Here is a 19,368-nt window from a genome sequence, read left to right as displayed (position 1 = left end):
TGGCGGAATTGGTAGACGCGCAGCGTTGAGGTCGCTGTGGGGCAACCCGTGGAAGTTCGAGTCTTCTCGACCGCACCAAGGTGAACATGAATAGAGCGCTCCGGCGAAATCGGTTTCCGACTCGCAAGGGGCGCTCTAATCGTTTCTGGCCCTGATTTCGCCTCAGGGTCCTATCAATCGGACGCAGCGCCAACGAACCCAGCAGCCTAGAGCTCAGGAGGCCCCCATGACCCGGGACACCGCCGAACTGACCGACGAGGTGCTGGACGACATCCCGATGGCCCAAATTCCACTCCCGAAGTCCGAGACTCCAGAAGAGCTGGAAGACCTCGCGCTTGGCGAGGACTACGCTCTCAATCCCGAATACGTCGAAATGGTGATCGACGCCGCCGACAGCGGCGACGCCAAGCGTCTGCGTGAGCTGGTCGGCGCTCTGGACCCGGCCGACGTGGCCGACCTGATGGGCTTCCTGACGGCCGACTACCGCGAGGAGGTGATTCCGCTCCTGGATCCCGAGGCGCTGGGCGAAATCATCTCCGAGCTTGAGGACAATATCCGCGAGGAGGTGCTGGAGGCCACGCCGTCTGTGACCCTGGCCCGCGCGCTGGAGGAGCTGGACACCGACGACGCCGCCGACGTCATCGATGACCTCGACGACACCAAGCGCTTCCAGGTGCTGGCGGCCATGGGCGAGACCGACCGCGCCGCGATCGAGACGACGCTGTCCTACGAGGACGAGACCGCCGGCCGCCTGATGCAGCGGGAATTCCTGGCCGCGCCGGAGTTCTGGACCGTCGGCCAGACGATCGACCACGTCCGCGAGGCGGGCGACTCGCTGCCCGAGCTGTTCTTCGACGTCTATGTGGTCGACCCGACCTACAAGCCCGTCGGCGCGATCCCGATCAGCATCCTGCTGCGCAGCCGCCGCGAGACGCCGCTGGCCGAGCTGATGGAGGCCGTCACCGAAATCCCGGTCGACATGGACCAGGAGGAGGTCGCCTACATCTTCGACAAGTACCACCTGATCAGCGCGCCGGTGATCGAGCCGGGCGGGCGGCTGGTTGGCCAGATCACCGTCGACGACATCGTCGAGGTTATCCGCGACGAAGCGCAGGAAGACATCCTGGCCCTGGCCGGCGTGTCCGACGCCGGCCGTGACGCGAGCGTCCAGGAGATCGTCCGCTCGCGGCTGCCCTGGCTGCTGCTGAACCTGGTCACCGAGACGATCGCGGTGTCGGCCATCGCCATCTTCCAGGACCAGATCGCCAAGCTGGTGGCCCTGGCGGTGCTGATGCCGATTGTTTCGTCGCTGGGCGGCAACGCCGGCACCCAGACCCTGGCCGTGGCCGTCCGCGCCCTGGCCAGCAAGGAGCTGACCGCCGCGAACGCGCGCCGGATCATCGTCCGGGAAGTGCTGGTGGGCCTGACCAACGGCATCTGCCTTGCAGTGGTCATGGGCATGGCGACGTTCTTCTTCTATCACAACGCCAAGCTGGCCATCACGGTGGGCGCGGCGCTGATCGCCAACATCTTCACGGCCGCCCTGGGCGGCATCCTGGCGCCTCTGGCCTTGGAGAAGATGGGGCGCGATCCAGCGGTGTCGTCCTCGATCTTCGTCACCTTCCTGACCGATTTCATGGGCTTCTTCGCGGTGCTGCTGATCGCGGCGCTGCTGATGCAATGAGACGTTGATCGCCTAGACAGCGAAAACTGGCGCGGACCTTGCGCCAAGACAGGCTAGCGCACCCGCGTCTGTCTCAATTTGGGTCAAACTAGGCGATGAAACCGCGTCATCAGGTCTCCCGCGCCGCCGTCGATCTCATCAAGAGATTCGAAGGCTACCGTCAGACGTCCGCCCAGCTTCCCGACGGACGCTGGACCATCGGCTATGGCCATACGCTGACCGCGCGTCCGGGCGCGACTGTCTCGGAAAAGGACGCCGAGGCCCTGCTGCTGTACGACCTGATCTCTGTGGCGCACTCGGTCAACGAGCACACCTACACGCCCCTGACCCAGAACCAATTCGACGCCCTGGTCTGCTTCGCCTTCAATATCGGCCTGGAGAATTTCGTGCGCTCGGGCGTGCTGCGCCGGATCAACGAGGGCTCGCTGCTGCAGGCCGCCTGCGCGATGGAGATGTGGCGGAAGGCCGATTTCGAAGGCGAGCGCATCGTCATCGACGCCCTGGTCCGCCGGCGCTCGGCCGAGAAGACGCTGTTCCTGACGCCGGCCAATGGCGAGTGGGTGCCCGCGCCCAGCTCGATCCTGCGGCCCAAGATCGACTACGACGCCAGCAACGCCATTCCCAAGCAGACGCCCGCGACGGTCAGCACCCGCACCGACGGCGACCGCGTCGTAGCCCATCGCGAGGGCGACCTTCCGTTCAGCATCGTTGTCCCGGAAGAGGACAGGCCGACCGCGACGGAACAGTCGGCGGCCGCCGTCAGCGCTCGCCTGGAAGCCATCCTGGCCGAGGCCGAGGCGACGCCGAGCAAGTCGCAGCCGGATCTGGGCCTGCCTGAGCCCCCCGCGCCGCAAGCGCAGAAGGCGACTGGCGCTTCGTCGGGCCCTGTACTGTTCCCGGAGCCGCCGGTCGAGCTGACGCCCTTCCGCCCGTCGCCGCAGGCTGCGGAGAGGCCGGCCGCGGTCGACCTGGCGCCGGCCGCCAATGAGCCGACTCTGTTTGGTGCGCCCGATAGCGGCTCGGCCTTCAATCTGGACGGCTTCTCGACCAGCGCGACGGCGGAGCTGTCGCCCGCCAGCAGCATCGCCGGCGGTCGCTACAAGCCGCCGCGCTCGAAGGGCGGCGCGAGCCTGCTGATCGTCCTGGGCCTGCTGGGCCTTTCGCTGTTCGGCGGCGGCGTCCTCTGGATCCTGACCGTGGCGTCAGACGCCGCCGATCAGGTCAGGCTGTTCGGCTACGGCGCCAGCATGATCGGCGCAATCTGCTTCGTGGTTTCGGCGTATCTTCTGTTGCGCCGACTGGCCGGGCCAGATAGGGCGGGCGAATAAGAACTTTCCTTACTCAAGGGAAGCCGAGCAAGAACGCCCGCGGGTCTCGTTGATCCGCGGGCGTTCGTGCTATGGGAGGACTATCATGACGAATTTCGCACCCACGATGGACTTCGCTCTGGGCGAGACCGCCGACGCCATCCGCGAGACGACCGCCCGCTTCGCCGCCGACCGCATCGCGCCTCTGGCCGCCGAGATCGACGAGACCAACACCTTCCCACGCGCGCTCTGGGTTCCGATGGGCGACCTGGGCCTGCACGGGATCACGGTCGAGGAAGAGTTTGGCGGCCTGAGCCTCGGCTATCTCGAGCACGTGGTGGCGATGGAGGAGGTCTCCCGCGCCTCGGCCTCGGTGGGCCTGTCGTACGGCGCGCACTCCAACCTCTGCGTCAACCAGATCCGCCGCTGGGGCACGCCCGAGCAGAAGCGCCGATACCTGCCCAAGCTGATCAGCGGCGAGCATGTCGGCTCCCTGGCCATGAGCGAGGCGGGGGCGGGCTCCGACGTCGTGTCGATGAAGTTGCGCGCCGACCAGCGCGGCGACCGCTATGTCCTGAACGGCACGAAGTTCTGGATCACCAACGCCCCGCACGCCGACACCCTGGTCGTCTACGCCAAGACAGGCGAGGGGAGTCGCGGGATCACGGCCTTCCTCGTCGAGAAGGGCATGAGGGGCTTCAGCGTCTCCAAGAAGCTGGAGAAGATGGGCATGCGCGGCAGCGACACCGCCGAGCTGGTGTTCGACGACTGCGAAATCCCGGAAGAAAACGTGATGGGCCCGGTCGGCGGGGGCGTCGGGGTGTTGATGAGCGGCCTCGACTACGAGCGCGCCGTGCTGGCGGCTGGCCCGCTGGGCATCATGCAGGCCTGCCTCGACATCGTCCTGCCCTATGTCCGCGACCGCAAGCAGTTCGGCCAGCCGATCGGCGGCTTCCAGCTGATGCAGGGCAAGATCGCCGACATGTACGTGGCCCTGAATTCGGCGCGGGCCTATGTCTACGCCGTGGCCCGGGCTTGCGACGCGGGCAAGACCACGCGCTTTGACGCGGCCGGCGCGATCCTGATGGCGTCCGAGAACGCGGTGAAGGTGGCGCTCGAGGCGATCCAGGCCCTGGGCGGCGCGGGCTACACCAAGGAATGGCCGGTCGAGCGCCTGCTGCGCGACGCCAAGCTCTACGACATCGGCGCGGGCACCAACGAGATCCGCCGTTTCCTGATCGGCCGTGAGCTGATCGGCGCCTGAGCCAAACTTGCCAAGACGGCAGCCATGAAAAAGGGCCGTCCCGGCTGGGACGGCCCTTCCATCGTCGTAGCCGCTCGCGCAGCGTGTGACTTGAAACCTCTGGCGCTCAACGCCTTAGGCGGAGACCTCGCTCTTGCGGCTCCAGGTCACGCTTTGCGACCGCGGTTGGAGACAATGAGACACTGGATCACCTCCTTTCAGTAGTTGAACAACACAGGAAGGATATGGCCCTTCCGAGCGTCCAGAAAAGGGGTGTCCGGTGTGACGGGACGTCGCGGTCAGACCGCGATCAGGCGCAGGCCCAAAAGGATCACGAGCCAGATCGCCATCGAGCCGCCGACCGCGAGAGAACGAATGAGATCGACCCGCCGTGCGTTGTGGGCGGGGACCGGGGCGCCGCTGGGCGCGAGATCAATGCGCATAACCATTCCGCGTGACTTCCTTCCCTGAAGCCCCTCTCCTGGAGGCCTGAATCGAACCCTATGACGAATTTTCGCCTTTGAGAAGAATTCTTCACAATGATCGAAGTTGCACGGCGTCCGATTGTCGCATGTCGCAGGTATAGAGCGCCGTTTGGGCGCCCTAAATCTGGGCATTTTGAACAGGGGTGTAAAAAACAGCGTTCAGCTTCGCGTCGAGCTGCTTGGCCGCTCGCGCAGGCTGGGGCGGCGGCGCAGGGTCGTCACCGGCTGGCGCAGGGTGTCCACAGCTAGACTCGCGGCGACCCGCCCGGCCTTGACCGCCGGCTCGAAGGCCCGCCAGTCGCGGATATCCACCCCCTCCAGCTTTGGCGTGATCAACACGTCGGTCGCCTCGCGGGCGGCCGTCAGGTCGCGCCCCGTGGTCACCGTCGCCGCCCGCATCAGAAGCGCGACGATCGGCGGACCTCGCCGCCATTCCCCCGAAGTGATCCAGTTCCAGAGCGAGGGGGGCGTAACCAGATCGTCGGGCGTGATGCTGCGGCCGCGGGTGACGTCGACGCCGACGATTGGGCCCGGCTGGAGGGCGCGCATGACGTCGGCGGGAAAGTTCTTCATCACAGCCCCGTCCACCAGCACCGCGCCGGTCTCGGTGGCCGGTGGCATGACCCCGGGAAGCGAGATCGAGGCCCTGAGCGCCGTCTGCAGCGACCCCGCGCGATGCAGCTGGTACGCGCCCGAGGTCAAATTTGACGAAACGCAGAAAAATGGCAGCCACAGATCGCTGATCTCGACCCCGCCGAAATGCTCCTCGAGCCGCGCCTTGACCTTTTCGCCGCGGGTCATGGCGATCATCGGGAAGGCGATGTCGTCCAGCGGACTGGAATCGACGAACGCCTTCTGGATGCGATGCTCCATCTCGCCGTCGTCCCAGCCCATGGCCAGGCCCGCGGCGATGATCGCGCCCATCGAGGCGCCGCCGACGAAGTCGATCGGGATCGCTCGCTCGCGCATCGCCTGGATCGCGCCGATATGGGCGTAGGCCCGCGCTCCGCCGCCAGACAGCACCAGGCCCACGGATTGGCCCGTCATCACCCGCGCCAGGCGCTGAAGGTCGGCGACGCCGTTCTCGCGCAGATGGAACAGGCGAGCGGGCTGGGTGGCGGCCACCCAGGCTTCCGAGCCGCTGGGCCGTTCCAGGGTGGCCGATTGCAGCAGGATCAGGTCGACCAGCCGCTGGGCCTGCAGCGGGCCGGACGCATAGCTGGGTATCGTCGTCGGTGGCGGCCGGTCGCCGCGGCCCACCCGGAAAAGCCGGTCCACCTGCCGTCCGACCACGTGCTTCCAGGCCGTCTCGTCCGCCTCGGCGACATAGAGGACGAAGTCGTGGCTAAGCTCGACATTGCCGAACCACTCGGTCGGGGCCAGCAGCGCCTCGCCGCCCTCGACCGTGACGGTGTAGCCGAGGTTCTCGATACAGCGGCCCAGCCGCTCGACGACCGGCCGGATCGGCGCGCCGGGCTCGACGGCGATGAAGCCGAACACCGAGGGATCGCCGGCCACCGGCTGGCTGCGCGCCTGCCGCGCCCGGTTGATCATCAGCCGCGAAAGCTCCAGCAGCACGCTGGGATCCTCCTCGGCCGCCTCGAAGAACACATCGCGGGGCAGGGCCAGCATCTCGCTGTCGCGCAAGGCGACCATGGCGGCCGAATGGGCCGTGTCGCCGATCATCGCCATCTCGCCGGCGGGCTCGCCGGGACGGATGAGGCCCAGGAACTGCGGTTCCTGGCCATCCTCGCGGCGGAAGGCCCCCAGCCGTCCGGTCTTCAGGAAGTAGAGCTGTTCGGCCGGTTCTCCGGCCTCGAACAAGGTCGCGCCGCCCGGCAGCGAAAACCACGCCGCCGTCCCGTTTCGCCGCTCGCGGGCGAACAGGCGCGCTAGGGCCGAGTCATCGGGCAGGGGCGTTTCCACGGCGCGGACGGTAGTGCTGGCGGGGCGAGGCTGTAAACGCCCCGCGCGTCATCGGCAGGCTTGACCCTCGCCGCGCGTTCGGGCGCAATCATTGCTCTGGAAGCTAAATCGTCTAAGAACGGTTTTGGCTCTGAATCTTCGGCTTCAGGGTCCAAAAAACTCCGGCTTCCGGGGATGGGTGGAAAAGGCTAAGCGTCGGTCATGCCGAAGTTGAACTCCGTTATCGACGCGTCCAACGACGCCTTCGCCCGCAACGCCGCGCACAACCGCGCCCTGGTCGCCGAACTCCGCGCCAAGGTGGCCGAGGCGGCCCTGGGCGGTCCGGAGAGCGCCCGCGAACGTCACGCCGCGCGCGGCAAACTTCTGCCCCGCGAGCGCGTCGAGCGGCTGCTGGATCCGGGCTCGCCGTTCCTGGAGATCGGCCAGCTGGCCGCCTGCGACCTCTATGGCGGCGAGGCCCCGGGGGCGGGGATCATCTGCGGCGTCGGCCGGGTGTCCGGCCGCGAGGTGATGATCGTCGCCAACGACGCCACGGTGAAGGGCGGCGCCTACTTCCCGATGACGGTGAAGAAGCACCTGCGCGCCCAGGAGATCGCGCAGCAGAACCGCCTGCCGTGCGTCTATCTGGTCGATAGCGGCGGCGCGAACCTGCCGCACCAGGCCGAGGTCTTCCCGGACCGCGACCACTTCGGCCGCATCTTCTTCAACCAGGCGCGGATGAGCGCGGCGGGCATCCCCCAGATCGCCTGCGTCATGGGCTCGTGCACGGCCGGCGGCGCCTATGTGCCGGCGATGAGCGACGAGACCGTCATTGTCCGCAACCAGGGCACCATCTTCCTGGCCGGGCCGCCTCTGGTAAAGGCCGCGACCGGCGAAGTGATTTCGGCCGAGGAACTGGGCGGCGCCGAGACGCACGGCCGCCGCTCGGGCGTGGTCGACCACGTCGCCGAGAACGACGAGCATGCGCTGGAGATCGTCCGTTCGATCGTCGCCAACCTGAACACCACCAAGCCTGAACCGCTGGTGCTGGCCGAGGTCGAGGCGCCGCTCTACGACCCCGAGGAGCTCTACGGGATCGTGCCGACGGATGTCCGCGCGCCCTACGACGTCCGCGAGGTCATCGCCCGCATCGTCGACGGCTCCAGGTTCGACGAGTTCAAGGCGCTGTATGGGACGACCCTGGTCTGCGGCTTCGCCCGCATCTGGGGGCAGCCGGTGGCGATCCTCGCCAATAACGGCGTGCTCTTCTCCGAGAGCGCGCTGAAAGGCGCTCACTTCATCGAGCTGGCCTGCAAGCGGAAGATCCCGCTGGTGTTCCTGCAAAACATCTCGGGCTTCATGGTCGGCGGCAAGTACGAGGCCGGGGGCATCGCCAAGGATGGCGCCAAGCTCGTCACCGCAGTCGCCTCGGCCGAGGTTCCGAAGTTCACCGTGCTGATCGGCGGCAGCTTCGGGGCCGGCAACTACGGCATGTGCGGACGGGCCTATTCCCCGCGTTTCCTGTTCACCTGGCCCAACAGCCGGATCTCGGTGATGGGTGGCGAGCAGGCCGCCAGCGTCCTGGCCACCGTCCACCGCGACGCGGCCAAGTGGACGCCCGAAGAGACCGAGGCGTTCAAGGCGCCGATCCGCCAGCGCTACGAGGATGAGGGCAATCCCTACCACGCCACGGCGCGGCTGTGGGACGACGGGATCATTGACCCCGCTCAAACGCGGGACGTTCTGGGACTTGCAATCTCGGCCAGTCTCAACGCCCCTATCCCGGAGACGACGTTCGGCGTTTTCCGGATGTAGCGTCCCAAAGGAGTAGCCCCATGACCAACCCCATCGCCGATCCCATCGTCGAGGTCCCCGACACCGACGCGATGAGCCCGCTGGTCCACATGGAGAGCACGCCCGAGGGCGCGGTCACCGTCTGGATCAATCGCCCTGAAAAGAAGAACGCCTTCGACGCGGCGACGATCGCGGCCCTGCGCCAGACCTTCGAGACCCTGCACGGGGCCGAGGGCGTGCGGGTGGTTTTCCTGCGCGGCGTCGGCGGGACGTTCAGCGCCGGCGCGGACCTCTCCTGGATGGCCGACGCGGTCGAGTGGGACGAGGACGATAATCGCGAGGACGCGCTCGAACTGGCCCACATGCTCAAGGCCCTGCACGACATCCCGGCCCTGACCGTCGCCCTGGTGGAGGGCGCGGCCTATGGCGGCGGCGCGGGTCTCGTGGCCGCCTGCGACCACGCTCTGGCCGCGGCGAACGCGCAGTTCTCTTTCTCGGAGGTCAAGCTGGGTCTCACCCCGGCGACCATCAGCCCGTACGTGATCGCCGCCCTCGGGCCGCGCACCGCCAAGCTGCTGTTCGCCACCGCCCGCGTGTTCGACGCCGATGCGGCCTGGAGCTACGGCCTGGTGGACGAGGTGTTCGACGACGTGGCGGGGCTGGACGCCGCGCGCGACGCTCTGATCGAGGAGATGGTTCCCTGCGCGCCCGGCGCGATCGGCGACGCCAAGGCTTTGGTCAACGACTTCGCTGGTCAGAAACTCGACAGGGGCGTCGTCGAGGAGACCGCCCGCCGGATTGCGCGTCGCCGCGTGTCCGAGGAAGGACAAGAGGGCGTGCGCGCCTTCCTCGCCCGTCGTAAACCCGCCTGGGCTGAATAGACTCAACTTCAGGGTTCAGGTGGAACGATGACGGCTCCGGAAATGGAAACGGCGGCGGCGGACTCGCTGGGGAGCTTCGTCCGCGCGAAGAAGAAGCCGTTCACCCACCAGGGCGAGCCCTGCAAGAACTGTGGCACGCCGCTGGAGGGTTGGTGGTGCTACAGCTGCGGCCAGAACGCCGACACGCACCATCGATCGATCCTGCACCTGATCTGGGAGGCCATTGAGGGGATGTTCCACCTCGATGGCCGCCTGGCCAACACCCTGCCGCTGCTGTTCTTCAAGCCGGGCAAGCTGGCCAAGGACTACATGGAAGGCCGCGTCGCGCGGCACGTGCCGCCGTTCCGCACCTTCCTGGTCGCCCTGCTGCTGTTCATCTTCGCGGCCGAGCACGCGCTGCACAATATTCGTCACGAGATGGAGCTGAAAGAGGAGAGGGAGGTCGCCGCCCTGGCCACGCCCGCCGGCCGTAAGGCCAAGGCGGACGAGATGCGCAAGGAAGCCGTCGAAAACCGCGACAGCCGGCTGAGGGACGCCGGCGAGGCGCGTGACGAAGCGCTCAAGGAGGCGGGCGCCGACAAGGCCAAGGTCGCGGCTGATTACGACGCCCAGGTCAAGACGGCCCGGGACAAGTACGCCGCCAGCGTCGCCGAGGCCGACGCCCTGGAAAAGAATCCGAACGCGGCCGCCGAAGCCAAGGCCAAGATCGAGAAGCGCGGCGAGGACGTCGCAAACCAGATCCGCGGGCTGGAGCTGCAGGATCTGGACAAGCTAGACGGAAATAGCCGGAAGATCGGCGAGGCCAATATCGGCGGCCAGCACTTCAACGTGGTCACGCCTGACGCCGCCCAGAAAGAGGTGACGACCCATATCAACCTCGGCGAGTCTTCCAACGGCCATGGCGTCGCCAATTGGTTCAAGGAAGGGCTCGCCAAGGCGTTCGCCAATCCAGAATACTACATGGTCGTGATGTTCGGCTGGGCCCACCGCCTGGCCGTGCTGCTGCTGCCGATCATCGGCCTCAGCCTGGCTCTGGTCTATGTGAACCGTCGCCAGTTCTACATCTACGACCACCTGCTGGTGGCGACGAACCTGTTGTCGTTCGCGTTCCTGACCAACGCCATCGCGATGGTGATGCCCAAGAGCCTGGTCGGGCCCTGGCTCGCCATCATCACCTTCTGGACGCCGATCAACCTGTTCCAGACCCTGCGCGGGGGGTACGGCTCGACCATCGTCGGGGCGGTCTTCAAGACGCTGGTCGTCTGGTTCATGAGCGTCTTCGCTTTCGCGCTGCTGGTCACCGCGCTGATGCTGTTCACCCTGTCACAGATGTAGGTCCCGCTTGATCGATTCCGTCCTGATCGCCAACCGCGGGGAGATCGCCCGCCGCATCATCCGCACCGCCCGGGAGCTGGGCGTGCGGACGATCGCCGTCTATTCGGAAGCCGACGCCGACGCGCCGTTCGTCATGGAGGCCGACGCCGCCATCCTCATAGGACCCGCGCCGGCCAAGGACAGCTATCTCGACCCGAAGAAGATCCTGGCGGCGGCCAAGCAGATGGGGGCGGACGCGATCCACCCCGGCTACGGCTTCCTGTCGGAAAACGCCGACTTCGCCCAGAGCGTGATCGACGCGGGTCTCACCTGGATCGGCCCGCCGCCGTCCGCGATCCGCGCCATGGGCCTGAAGGACGCCGCCAAGGCGGTGATGATCAAGGCGGGCGTGCCCACCACGCCCGGCTACCAGGGCGAGGACCAGTCGGTCGAGCGTCTCGCGACCGAAGCGGGCAAGATCGGCTATCCGGTGCTGATCAAGGCCGTGGCCGGCGGCGGCGGCAAGGGGATGCGCAAGGTCGAGCGGGCCGAAGACTTCGAGGCGGCGCTGGGCTCGTGCCGCCGTGAAGCCTCGGCCGCGTTCGGCGACGACCGGGTGCTGCTGGAGAAGTATGTCACCCGTCCGCGCCATATCGAGGTGCAGGTGTTTGGCGACAGCCACGGCAATGTCGTCCACCTGTTCGAGCGCGACTGCTCGCTGCAGCGCCGCCACCAGAAGGTGATCGAGGAAGCGCCCGCGCCGGGCATGGATGAAGCCACGCGCGAGGCTGTCTGCGCCGCCGCCGTGAAGGCCGCCCAGGCGGTCGGCTATGTCGGCGCCGGCACGGTGGAGTTCATCGCCGACGCCAGCGAGGGCCTGCGCGCAGACCGCATCTGGTTCATGGAGATGAACACCCGCCTTCAGGTCGAACATCCCGTGACCGAGATGGTCACCGGCCAGGATCTCGTCGAATGGCAGCTGCGCGTGGCCGCCGGCGAGCGCCTGCCGCTGGAGCAGGACGAGATCACCCTCGACGGCTGGGCCATGGAGGCGCGCCTCTACGCCGAGAACCCGGCCACCGGCTTCCTGCCGTCCACCGGCAAGCTGAAGCACTTCCGCCTGCCCGAGGGCGACGTTCGCGTCGACAGCGCGGTGGAGGAGGGCGGCGAGGTCACGGCCTTCTACGACCCGATGATCGCCAAGCTGATCGCCCACGGCGCCGATCGCGAGGACGCCGCCCAGCGCTTGGCCGAGGCCTGCGCCCTGGTCGAGGTGTGGCCGGTCAAGACCAACGCCGCGTTCCTGGCCAAGTGCGCGAGCCATCCGGACTTCGTGGACGGCGCGGTCGACACCGGCTTCATCGAGGCGCGGCTTGAGGAACTGACCGAGCGGACCTTCAGCGACGAGCCGGCCATGGCGGCGATCGGTTGGCGGCTCGACAGCTTCCTGGAGGCCGAGGCGCGGCCCGATCCGTGGGAAAGCGCGCCGTCCAAGCTGCTCGGTTTCCGAATGAACGCCGACCGCGCGAGCATGACCCTGCCGATGGCGATGGACGGCAAGCCGACGCCGTTGCGGGTGGCGCTGCTGGGCGGCGGGACCGAGGACTGGTCGTGGGACATCCGCCACGCCGATGGCCGGACCTTCGAAGAGGTCGCCCGCCTGCCGACGACCTACGGCAAGGGACCGATCCACGTGTTCGAAGGTGGCGACGTCCAGGCGTTCGACTTCGAAGCGCAGGTGGGCGGCCTGGGTGAAGGCGGCGCCTCCGACGGCGCGATCCTGTCGCCGATGCCGGGCAAGATCGTCTCCGTCGCCGTGGCGGCCGGCCAGAGCGTCAGCAAGGGTCAGACCCTGCTGACCCTGGAGGCCATGAAGATGGAGCACGCCCTGGTCGCGCCGTTCGACGGCGTCGTGGCCGAGCTCTCGGCCTCAGCCGGCGGCCAGGTCAGCGAGGGTGTTGTGCTGGCGCGGCTGGAAGGCGCCTGAACGGGAAAGGCCAGGCCGCAACCCGCCTGGCCCTCTTCCGCTATCGCAGCTGATCCAGCAGCGCCTTGGCGGCGTCCTCGGAGCTGGCCGGGTTCTGCCCGGTGACCAGCTTGCCGTCCACGACGACGAACGGTCCCCAGTCGGCGCCTCTCTCATAGGTCGCGCCCAGGTTCTTGAACTCGTCCTCGACCAGGAATGGGACCACGTTGGTCAGTTGGACGGCGGCCTCCTCGGTATTGCTGAAGCCGGTGACCTTCCGCCCCCGGACCAGCGGCGCGCCATCGGCCGCCTTGACGTGACGCAGCGCGGCGGGCGCATGGCAGACGAAGCCGATCGGCTTGCCGGCACGCTCGAAGCGCTCGATCAGCTGGATGGAGGCCGGCGACTCGGCGAGATCCCACAGCGGGCCGTGGCCGCCCGGATAGAAGACCGTGTCGAAATCAGCGGCGTCGACCGTCTCGAGCTTCACCGTGTTCGCCAGCGCCTTCTGAGCCTCGGGGTCGGCTTTGAAACGATGGGTCAGCTCGGTCTGGGCGTCGGGTTCGTCGCTCTTGGGGTCGAGCGGCGGCTGTCGGCCGGCGGGCGAGGCCAGCACGATGTCCGCGCCGGCGTCCTTGAAAGCGTAGTAGGGCGCGACGAACTCCTCCAGCCAGAAGCCGGTCTTCTTGCCGGTGTCGCCGAGTTGATCATGCGAGGTGAGGACCATGAGGATCTTCACGGGCGTTCTCCTTTGGAGCGTGGGCTTGCTGACGCGCGCCGACTTCGCGCGGCGCGAAACGACGCGCCGGCGTCGTGGGCGCCTTATCTGGTGAGGGAACGCCCGCGAAGCCAGACCGCTCCGTCGCAAAACAAGACCGCCGCTTCAGGCTCCTGAGGCGCCGCCCAGGCGATTGCCTTGGCCGCGCGGCGCGCTATCTAGCCGCCATGGCGCTTCACATCATCAAGCTGGTCGTCGGCTGCGACACGATCGACGATCTTCTGGCCTGGCACAAAGAGGGCCATCCCTGGGTCATGCATACCCGCATGACGCCCAAGCGGATCGACGAGGTCCTGGACGGCGGTTCGCTGTACCGCGTGTTCAAGGGACAGATTCTCTGCCGCCAGAAGATCCTAGCGATCGACACGGTCGGTTCGGGCCCGGCGGCCCGGTGCGAGGTGACCGTCGATCCTACCATCATTCGCGTGGCGCCCCAGCCGCGCCGGGCCTTCCAAGGCTGGCGCTATCTAACGCCGGAGGATGCGCCGCCCGACCTGACGGAAGGCGAGGCCGCCGACCTGCCGCCCGAATTGGCCCGCCAGTTACGGGAATTGGGCGCCTGGTAATTTCAGCGAGCGGCGTTAGCTGAATGGCAACCCGCGCTGGTGTTTCGTCTCCGTGGGAAGACAGGGGATGACGATGAAGGCCGGTTACGCCGTCTTGGGTGCGGGCATGCTGCTTATTGGTTTCGCCGTGGGTCTGCTGATCGCTCTGCACCCCGTCACCTGAGCCGTGTTCAGGCTCGCCTGACGGCCCTGTTGTCGATCAGGCGCGTGCCGCCCAGCCAGGCCGCGATCAGGATCCGGCCCTCGGCCTCGCCGATTGGACCGGGCCCCAGCCGGGACAGGTCGCTGGCCTCGCGGATCTCCACATAGTCCACCTGACGGAAGCCGGCGGCCTGCAAGGCCGCGACGGCGGCCGACTCGGCGTCGTCGATGCGGCCGCCCGCCGCCACCGCCTCGGCCGCCGCCGTCATGGCGGTCGGCAGGGCGACGGCCACGGCGCGCTCTTCGGCCGACAGGTAGGCGTTGCGGGAGGAAAGGGCCAAGCCGTCTTGCGCGCGCGCCGTCGGGGCGCCGATGATCTCGACCGGGATGTCGAGGTCTCGGGCCATGCGCTTGACCACCTGCAGTTGCTGATAATCCTTCTCCCCGAACACCGCGACGTCGGCCTGCGACTGGATGAACAGCTTGGCGACGACCGTGGCCACGCCGCCGAAGAACTGGGGACGCGCCGCGCCCTCCAGCGGTTCCGACACGCCCGACACCGTCACCAGGGTCGAAAAGCCTGGGGCGTACATTTCGGTCGCGTTCGGGGCGAACATCAGGTCGCAGCCGACCGAGGCCAGCTTCTCGGCGTCGACAGCCTCGCCGCGCGGATAGGCGTCGAAGTCCTCGTGCGGGGCGAACTGCTTGGGATTGACGAAAACGCTGGCGATCACCCGGTCGGCGTGCTGCTGGGCCAGGCGGATCAGGGACAGGTGACCCTCATGCAGGGCGCCCATGGTTGGAACCAGGGCCACGCGCTGGCCGGCGGCCTTCCAGGCGCGCACATGCTCGCGCATCTGGGCGACGGTGCGGACGATGGTCGGTTGGGTCATGACGGCCTCCACGCGGACAGGCTGGGCTTATGGCCTTGGCGGGGCCGAAGGTCCACCGCGACGCAACGGAATCCGCCGTCGAGCCCGCTGCGACAATTAGGTCTGTGGATGGAGACCGTTGACCCCATGAGGCGGCGGTAACATCGTGTTAACCTTCAGTCCAAGGTCGCGCGAGTCGCGACGCATCAGGGATCGAACTCATGGCCGAAACGCGTGTCATCGTCGTCGGCAACGAGAAGGGCGGGGCGGGCAAGTCGACCATCGCCGTCCATCTCGTGACCGCGCTTCTGTACGGCGGCGCCAAGGTCGCGGTCATCGACCTGGACCTGCGCCAGAGCACGTCCGCGCGGTTCTTCGAGAACCGCCGAGCCTGGCTGGACAGCAAGAAGCTCGAGCTGCCCGAGCCTCTGTCGCTGCGCCTGTCCGACAATGACATCGCCTTGGCCGAAAAGTCGGACGAGGAGCAGGTCGCCGGCTTCGAGGCGGCCTTCGCGCGGGGCTTGGCCGAGTGCGACTTCGTGCTGATCGACACGCCGGGCGGCGACACGGCCGTTTCGCGCCTGGCCCACGGCCGCGCCGACCTGATCGTCACGCCGATGAACGACAGCTTCGTCGACTTCGACATGCTGGGTCATGTCGATCCGGTCAGCATGGAGCTGACCAAGCCCAGCCTCTACTCGTTGACCGTCTGGGAGGCGCGCAAGCAGCGCGCCCTGTCCGGCCAGCGCCAGGCGCTCGACTGGGTTGTGCTCCGCAACCGTCTGGCGACGACCGAAGCGCGGAACCGCAAGCGTCTCGAGGATCGCCTGACGGCCTTGGCCAAGCGGGTCGGCTTCCGCATCGGGCCGGGCCTGCGCGATCGCGTGATCTATCGCGAGCTGTTCCCGTTCGGCCTGACCATCGCCGACCTGTCGCCGCAGGTGCGCCCGGTGCCGGTGTCGCTGCAGCACCTGGCCGCGCGCCAGGAGCTGCGCGCCCTGATGCATAGCCTGGGCCTGTCGGCCTATTCCGGCGAGACGCTGCTGGCGGCGCAATAGTCCAGCGGCTACATGGGTCTGTGAGCGGGCGGCCGGGGAGACCTCGCCGCCCGCTTTCGTGTCTGGAGTCGTGATGATCTATCTGCTGCTGGGCGCGGCCATCCTGGCCTTCCTGCTCTGGCCGCGCCGCCGGAACCTCCTGAAGGGCGACGGCTGGCGGGTGGCGGCGGGTGTGGCGGCGATCGTCGCCTTCGCCTTCGCCGGCTACGCCACGATCCGCGGGGCCTGGGGCACGGGGATCGTGCTGGGCGTGCTGGGCTTGTGGACCGTCACCGAGGCCCGGCGGCGCCCGCTGATCCGCCACAAGGTCGTCCATCCGCCTCGGGAAGAACTCAGCCTGTCCGAGGCGCGCGCCATCCTCGGCGTCACCCCCGAGGCGACCTTGGAGGAGGTCAAGGCCGCCTATGCGCGCCTGATCCGCCTGGCTCATCCGGACGCCGGCGGCACCCAGGGCCTGGCCGCCCAGCTCAACGCCGCGCGGGATCGTTTGATCAAGCGGCGCGGCTGAGCTAGGACAGGCACATGATCAACCGCGAACGCTTCTGGCGCCGCCGCTCTTCTGGACCGACCTGCTCGGTATGACGCCCTGAACCCCTTGTTCAGGCGGGACGCCCTCGCGCGTCTCATTCCAGTGTCTTTCCCGTTCGGACTTTTGATCACCCCATGACCGACCAATCCCACGACTGGGCCGCGCGCTTCAGCGATCGCATGGCCCGCGTCCGCGCCAGCGAGATCCGAGAGCTTCTCAAGCTGCTGGACCAGCCCGACATCCTGTCCTTCGCCGGCGGCATCCCCGATCCCGGCCTGTTCCCGGCCGAGGAGATCCAGAAGGGCTACCAGGCCGTGCTGGCGGATCCCGTGCTGTCGCGCCAGGCGCTGCAATACTCGGTCAGCGAGGGCTATCTGCCGTTGCGCCAGTGGATCGCCGAGCGCATGAGCCGCGACGGCATGCCCTGCGAGCCGCACAACATCATGCTGACCGCCGGTTCGCAGCAGGCGCTGGATCTGATCGGCAAGCTGTTCATCAGCCCTGGCGATCCTGTGGTCGTGGCCCGGCCGACCTATCTGGGCGCCCTGCAGGCTTTCAACGGCTATGAGCCAGCCTATCGCGATCTGCCGGAGGGCGCTCTGGCGGCGCCTGAAGCGGTCGATCTGCCCCACGGCGCGCTCGGCTACTTCGTGCCCGACTTCGCCAATCCGACCGGTGTCAGCCTGACCCTGGCCGAGCGCCAGGCGCTGCTGGCCCTGGCCGATCGCCTGGACTGGCCGCTGGTCGAGGACGCGGCCTATCGCGAGCTGCGCTTCATCGGCGAGCCGACGCCGACCCTGCTGTCGCTGGATATCGCTCGCTCGGGCGGCGTCGACAACGCCCGGACCATGTTCCTCGGCACGCTGTCCAAGACCCTCTCGCCCGCGCTGCGCATCGGCTGGGTCTGTGGGCCCAAGGCGGTGATCGAAAAGCTTGTCCTGCTCAAGCAGGGCGCGGACCTGCACGTCTCGACGATCAACCAGATGGTCGCTCACCGCGCCGTCTCGGAAGGCTACGACCAGCACCTGCACCGCCTGCGCGGCGCCTATGGCCACAAGGCGCGGGTGATGCTGGCGGCGCTGGACAAGACCATGCCCAAGGGCGTGACCTGGTCGCATCCGGAAGGCGGCATGTTCGTCTGGATCGACCTGCCGGAAGGGATCGACGGCGCCGAACTGCTGGCGCGGGCCATCGCCGAGGAGCGTGTGGCCTTCGTGCCCGGCGCGCCGTTCTACGCCGAGGTTCAGCGTGCCAACGCCATCCGCCTCAGCTACTCCCTGCCGACCGACGAGCAGATCGAAGAGGGCGTCCAGCGCCTGGCGCGATTGATCGGGCGGGTGATGGCGGAAGGTTAACCCAATCCCGATCTCCCCGGCGCCACGGGTCGCGCTTAGCGCGCCCGAGCGTAAACTCCTGCCGGGGCCCAGGTTCATTCTGGGAGGTCGCCGTGAATGCGAAAGGGCGCTGCGTGAAGCCATGCGGCGCCCTTGGTCCGTCTGGACCCCGGCATTCGCCGGGGAGATCGGTTTAAGCTTAGCGCGGCGACAGCACCATGCACGGCACGCGCTTGGCTTTCAGGGCCGAGCACGCGCTTTGAGCCGCGTCGGCGGTCAGGCCCTGGAACTGGGCGCGGAACGTGCCGCCAGCGCCTTCGACGGCGGCCTCGGCGTCGGCGACCACCTTGGCGAAGCGGCTGCGCACCAGCTTCAGCTGGTCGTTGGCCAGGGACTTGGACTTGAAGGCGCCGACCTGGACGCTCCATTCGCCTTGCGCCTTCTTGGCCGGCTTGGCCGTGGCCTGGGCCGCGCGCAGGCTGGGGGAGACCTTCATCGGGCCGGGATTGTGCGGGTTCTCGGTCAGCACGATCTTCAGGCCGGCCTGGTCGCCGTCGCCCTGTTCGACCGAGGGACGTTGGATCGGGCCCGAGGGGTCGTCCTCGTAGATATTGGCGGCGATCGTGGTCCGCTCACCCTTGGCGCGGCGCTTCATCACGTCGAAGCCGGTCAGCAGCAGGTCTTCCATGTTGTTGTCGCGCCAGGCGGTCGAGGGGCCGCCCAGGACGACTGCGATCAGGCGGCGACCGTCACGGACGGCCGAACCGGCGAGGTTGAAGCCCGAGGCGTTGGTGTAGCCGGTCTTCAGGCCGTCGAACCCTTCCATGCTGTCCAGCAGGCGGTTGTGGCCCTTGATATAGTTGCCGCGGAAGGTGAAGCCGCGCACCGAGAAGTAGCTGTAGTACTGCGGGAAGTCCCGCATGATGGCGCGCGACAGGATGGCCAGGTCGCGGGCCGTCGAGATCTGGCGGCTGTCGGGCAGGCCGGACGCGTTCACGAAGCGGCTGTTGCGCATGCCGAGCTCCTGGCCGCGCAGGGTCATCAGGGCGGCGAATCGCGACTCGCTGCCCGCCAGGCGCTCGGCCGTGGCCACGGCGACGTCGTTGGCCGACTTCACGGTCATGGCCTTGATGGCCTCGTCGACGCTCATGCTGTCGCCGGGGCGCAGGCCGATCTTGGTCGGGGCCTGGGCGGCCGCGCGGGGAGACATGACGACACGGTCGGTAAGCTTCAGCCGCCCTTCGCTGAGCGCCTCGAACGTGAGGTACAGCGTCATCAGCTTGGTCACCGAGGCGGGATAGCGTGGGCTGTCAGCCCGTTTGTCGTAGAGGACCTCGCCTGAATTGGCGTCGATCACGATGGCCGCATACTTCGGCTCGGACGCGTTCAACTGCAGATAGGGTATGGCGGCTGACGCGGTCGTCGGCGCTAAGGCGCCGAACAGCGTCACGATCGCCAGGCCGGCGGCGGCCAGAACGGAACGAGCGGAGGTAAGCTTGGCGAACATGAGG

At 67.8% G+C, this 19,368-nt stretch carries 18 protein-coding genes; 12 read left to right on the top strand and 6 right to left on the bottom strand.

All coding sequences use genetic code 11. The features are described 5' to 3' along the window. Positions 1 to 226 precede the first annotated feature (226 nt). From mgtE to DI526_RS19685, 3 genes are all read left to right on the top strand, one after another. A complete protein-coding gene (mgtE, locus tag DI526_RS19695) occupies positions 227 to 1,684 on the top strand; it encodes a magnesium transporter (protein ID WP_304281497.1) in 1,458 nt (485 codons plus the stop codon). A gap of 95 nt (positions 1,685 to 1,779) precedes the next feature. Then, a complete protein-coding gene (gene spmX, locus DI526_RS19690; RefSeq protein WP_304281495.1) occupies positions 1,780 to 3,012 on the top strand; it encodes a lysozyme-family localization factor SpmX in 1,233 nt (410 codons plus the stop codon). 82 nt (positions 3,013 to 3,094) lie between these two features. Then, positions 3,095 to 4,255, top strand: coding sequence for an isovaleryl-CoA dehydrogenase (locus DI526_RS19685; RefSeq protein WP_304281505.1), 1,161 nt, complete (start codon positions 3,095 to 3,097; stop codon positions 4,253 to 4,255). A 114-nt stretch (positions 4,256 to 4,369) separates the two neighbouring features. Here DI526_RS19685 and DI526_RS19680 read toward each other — a convergent pair whose 3' ends face one another. The 3 genes from DI526_RS19680 to DI526_RS19670 all read right to left on the bottom strand — a co-directional run bounded on the left by DI526_RS19680 (position 4,370) and on the right by DI526_RS19670 (position 6,645). Beyond that, a complete protein-coding gene (locus DI526_RS19680; RefSeq protein ID WP_304281503.1) occupies positions 4,370 to 4,456 on the bottom strand; it encodes a hypothetical protein in 87 nt (28 codons plus the stop codon). Positions 4,457 to 4,533: 77 nt separating this feature from the next. Further along, positions 4,534 to 4,677: a hypothetical protein gene (locus tag DI526_RS19675; protein WP_304281492.1), complete on the bottom strand. Its 144-nt coding sequence runs from the start codon at positions 4,675 to 4,677 to the stop codon at positions 4,534 to 4,536. 201 nt (positions 4,678 to 4,878) lie between these two features. Beyond that, complete coding sequence (locus DI526_RS19670; protein WP_304281491.1) at positions 4,879 to 6,645, bottom strand: patatin-like phospholipase family protein; 1,767 nt, start codon at positions 6,643 to 6,645, stop codon at positions 4,879 to 4,881. 201 nt (positions 6,646 to 6,846) lie between these two features. Here DI526_RS19670 and DI526_RS19665 point away from each other — a divergent pair, with 201 nt between their 5' ends. Genes DI526_RS19665 through DI526_RS19650 form a run of 4 tightly spaced genes read left to right on the top strand, consistent with a single transcriptional unit; the run spans position 6,847 to position 12,600 of the window. Then, positions 6,847 to 8,439, top strand: coding sequence for a carboxyl transferase domain-containing protein (locus DI526_RS19665; RefSeq protein ID WP_304281489.1), 1,593 nt, complete (start codon positions 6,847 to 6,849; stop codon positions 8,437 to 8,439). 20 nt (positions 8,440 to 8,459) lie between these two features. Beyond that, positions 8,460 to 9,299, top strand: a complete 840-nt coding sequence (locus tag DI526_RS19660) for an enoyl-CoA hydratase-related protein (RefSeq protein WP_304281487.1) — start codon at positions 8,460 to 8,462, stop codon at positions 9,297 to 9,299. Between the two features lie 27 nt (positions 9,300 to 9,326). After that, a complete protein-coding gene (locus tag DI526_RS19655; RefSeq protein WP_304281485.1) occupies positions 9,327 to 10,634 on the top strand; it encodes a DUF3667 domain-containing protein in 1,308 nt (435 codons plus the stop codon). Positions 10,635 to 10,641: 7 nt separating this feature from the next. Then, positions 10,642 to 12,600: an acetyl/propionyl/methylcrotonyl-CoA carboxylase subunit alpha gene (locus DI526_RS19650; RefSeq protein ID WP_304281483.1), complete on the top strand. Its 1,959-nt coding sequence runs from the start codon at positions 10,642 to 10,644 to the stop codon at positions 12,598 to 12,600. Positions 12,601 to 12,640: 40 nt separating this feature from the next. Here the strand turns inward: DI526_RS19650 and DI526_RS19645 are convergent, their stop codons facing one another. Next, positions 12,641 to 13,318: a type 1 glutamine amidotransferase domain-containing protein gene (locus DI526_RS19645; protein ID WP_304281482.1), complete on the bottom strand. Its 678-nt coding sequence runs from the start codon at positions 13,316 to 13,318 to the stop codon at positions 12,641 to 12,643. A 206-nt stretch (positions 13,319 to 13,524) separates the two neighbouring features. Here DI526_RS19645 and DI526_RS19640 point away from each other — a divergent pair, with 206 nt between their 5' ends. Further along, complete coding sequence (locus DI526_RS19640) at positions 13,525 to 13,923, top strand: DUF1489 family protein (RefSeq protein WP_304281480.1); 399 nt, start codon at positions 13,525 to 13,527, stop codon at positions 13,921 to 13,923. A gap of 170 nt (positions 13,924 to 14,093) precedes the next feature. On the opposite strand, the gene panC is transcribed toward DI526_RS19640, so the two are convergent. Further along, positions 14,094 to 14,957 carry a pantoate--beta-alanine ligase gene (panC, locus tag DI526_RS19635; protein WP_304281479.1) on the bottom strand — a complete coding sequence of 288 codons (864 nt, stop codon included), beginning with the start codon at positions 14,955 to 14,957 and terminating at the stop codon, positions 14,094 to 14,096. A 200-nt stretch (positions 14,958 to 15,157) separates the two neighbouring features. On the opposite strand from panC, the gene DI526_RS19630 reads away from it, so the two are divergent. From DI526_RS19630 to DI526_RS19615, 4 genes are all read left to right on the top strand, one after another. Continuing rightward, the gene (locus DI526_RS19630; protein WP_304281477.1) at positions 15,158 to 15,994 is read left to right on the top strand and encodes a division plane positioning ATPase MipZ; all 837 of its coding nucleotides are present in this window, start codon (positions 15,158 to 15,160) and stop codon (positions 15,992 to 15,994) included. 73 nt (positions 15,995 to 16,067) lie between these two features. Next, a complete protein-coding gene (locus tag DI526_RS19625) occupies positions 16,068 to 16,502 on the top strand; it encodes a molecular chaperone DnaJ (RefSeq protein WP_304281475.1) in 435 nt (144 codons plus the stop codon). Positions 16,503 to 16,516: 14 nt separating this feature from the next. Continuing rightward, positions 16,517 to 16,576 carry a hypothetical protein gene (locus DI526_RS19620; RefSeq protein WP_106907314.1) on the top strand — a complete coding sequence of 20 codons (60 nt, stop codon included), beginning with the start codon at positions 16,517 to 16,519 and terminating at the stop codon, positions 16,574 to 16,576. Between the two features lie 81 nt (positions 16,577 to 16,657). Further along, on the top strand, positions 16,658 to 17,878 hold the full coding sequence (locus tag DI526_RS19615; protein WP_304281473.1) for a PLP-dependent aminotransferase family protein: 1,221 nt from the start codon (positions 16,658 to 16,660) through the stop codon (positions 17,876 to 17,878). 178 nt (positions 17,879 to 18,056) lie between these two features. On the opposite strand, the gene DI526_RS19610 is transcribed toward DI526_RS19615, so the two are convergent. Then, entirely contained in the window at positions 18,057 to 19,364 is a 1,308-nt protein-coding gene (locus DI526_RS19610; RefSeq protein WP_304281499.1) for a D-alanyl-D-alanine carboxypeptidase, read from the bottom strand. Between the last annotated feature and the right edge of the window lie 4 nt (positions 19,365 to 19,368).

The sequence above is a fragment of the Caulobacter segnis genome (genome assembly GCF_003243465.1).
Taxonomy (GTDB): Bacteria; Pseudomonadota; Alphaproteobacteria; order Caulobacterales; family Caulobacteraceae; genus Caulobacter; species Caulobacter segnis_A.
Note: the sequence above shows the minus strand (reverse complement) of the source record. Positions and strands in the feature narration are given on the sequence as shown.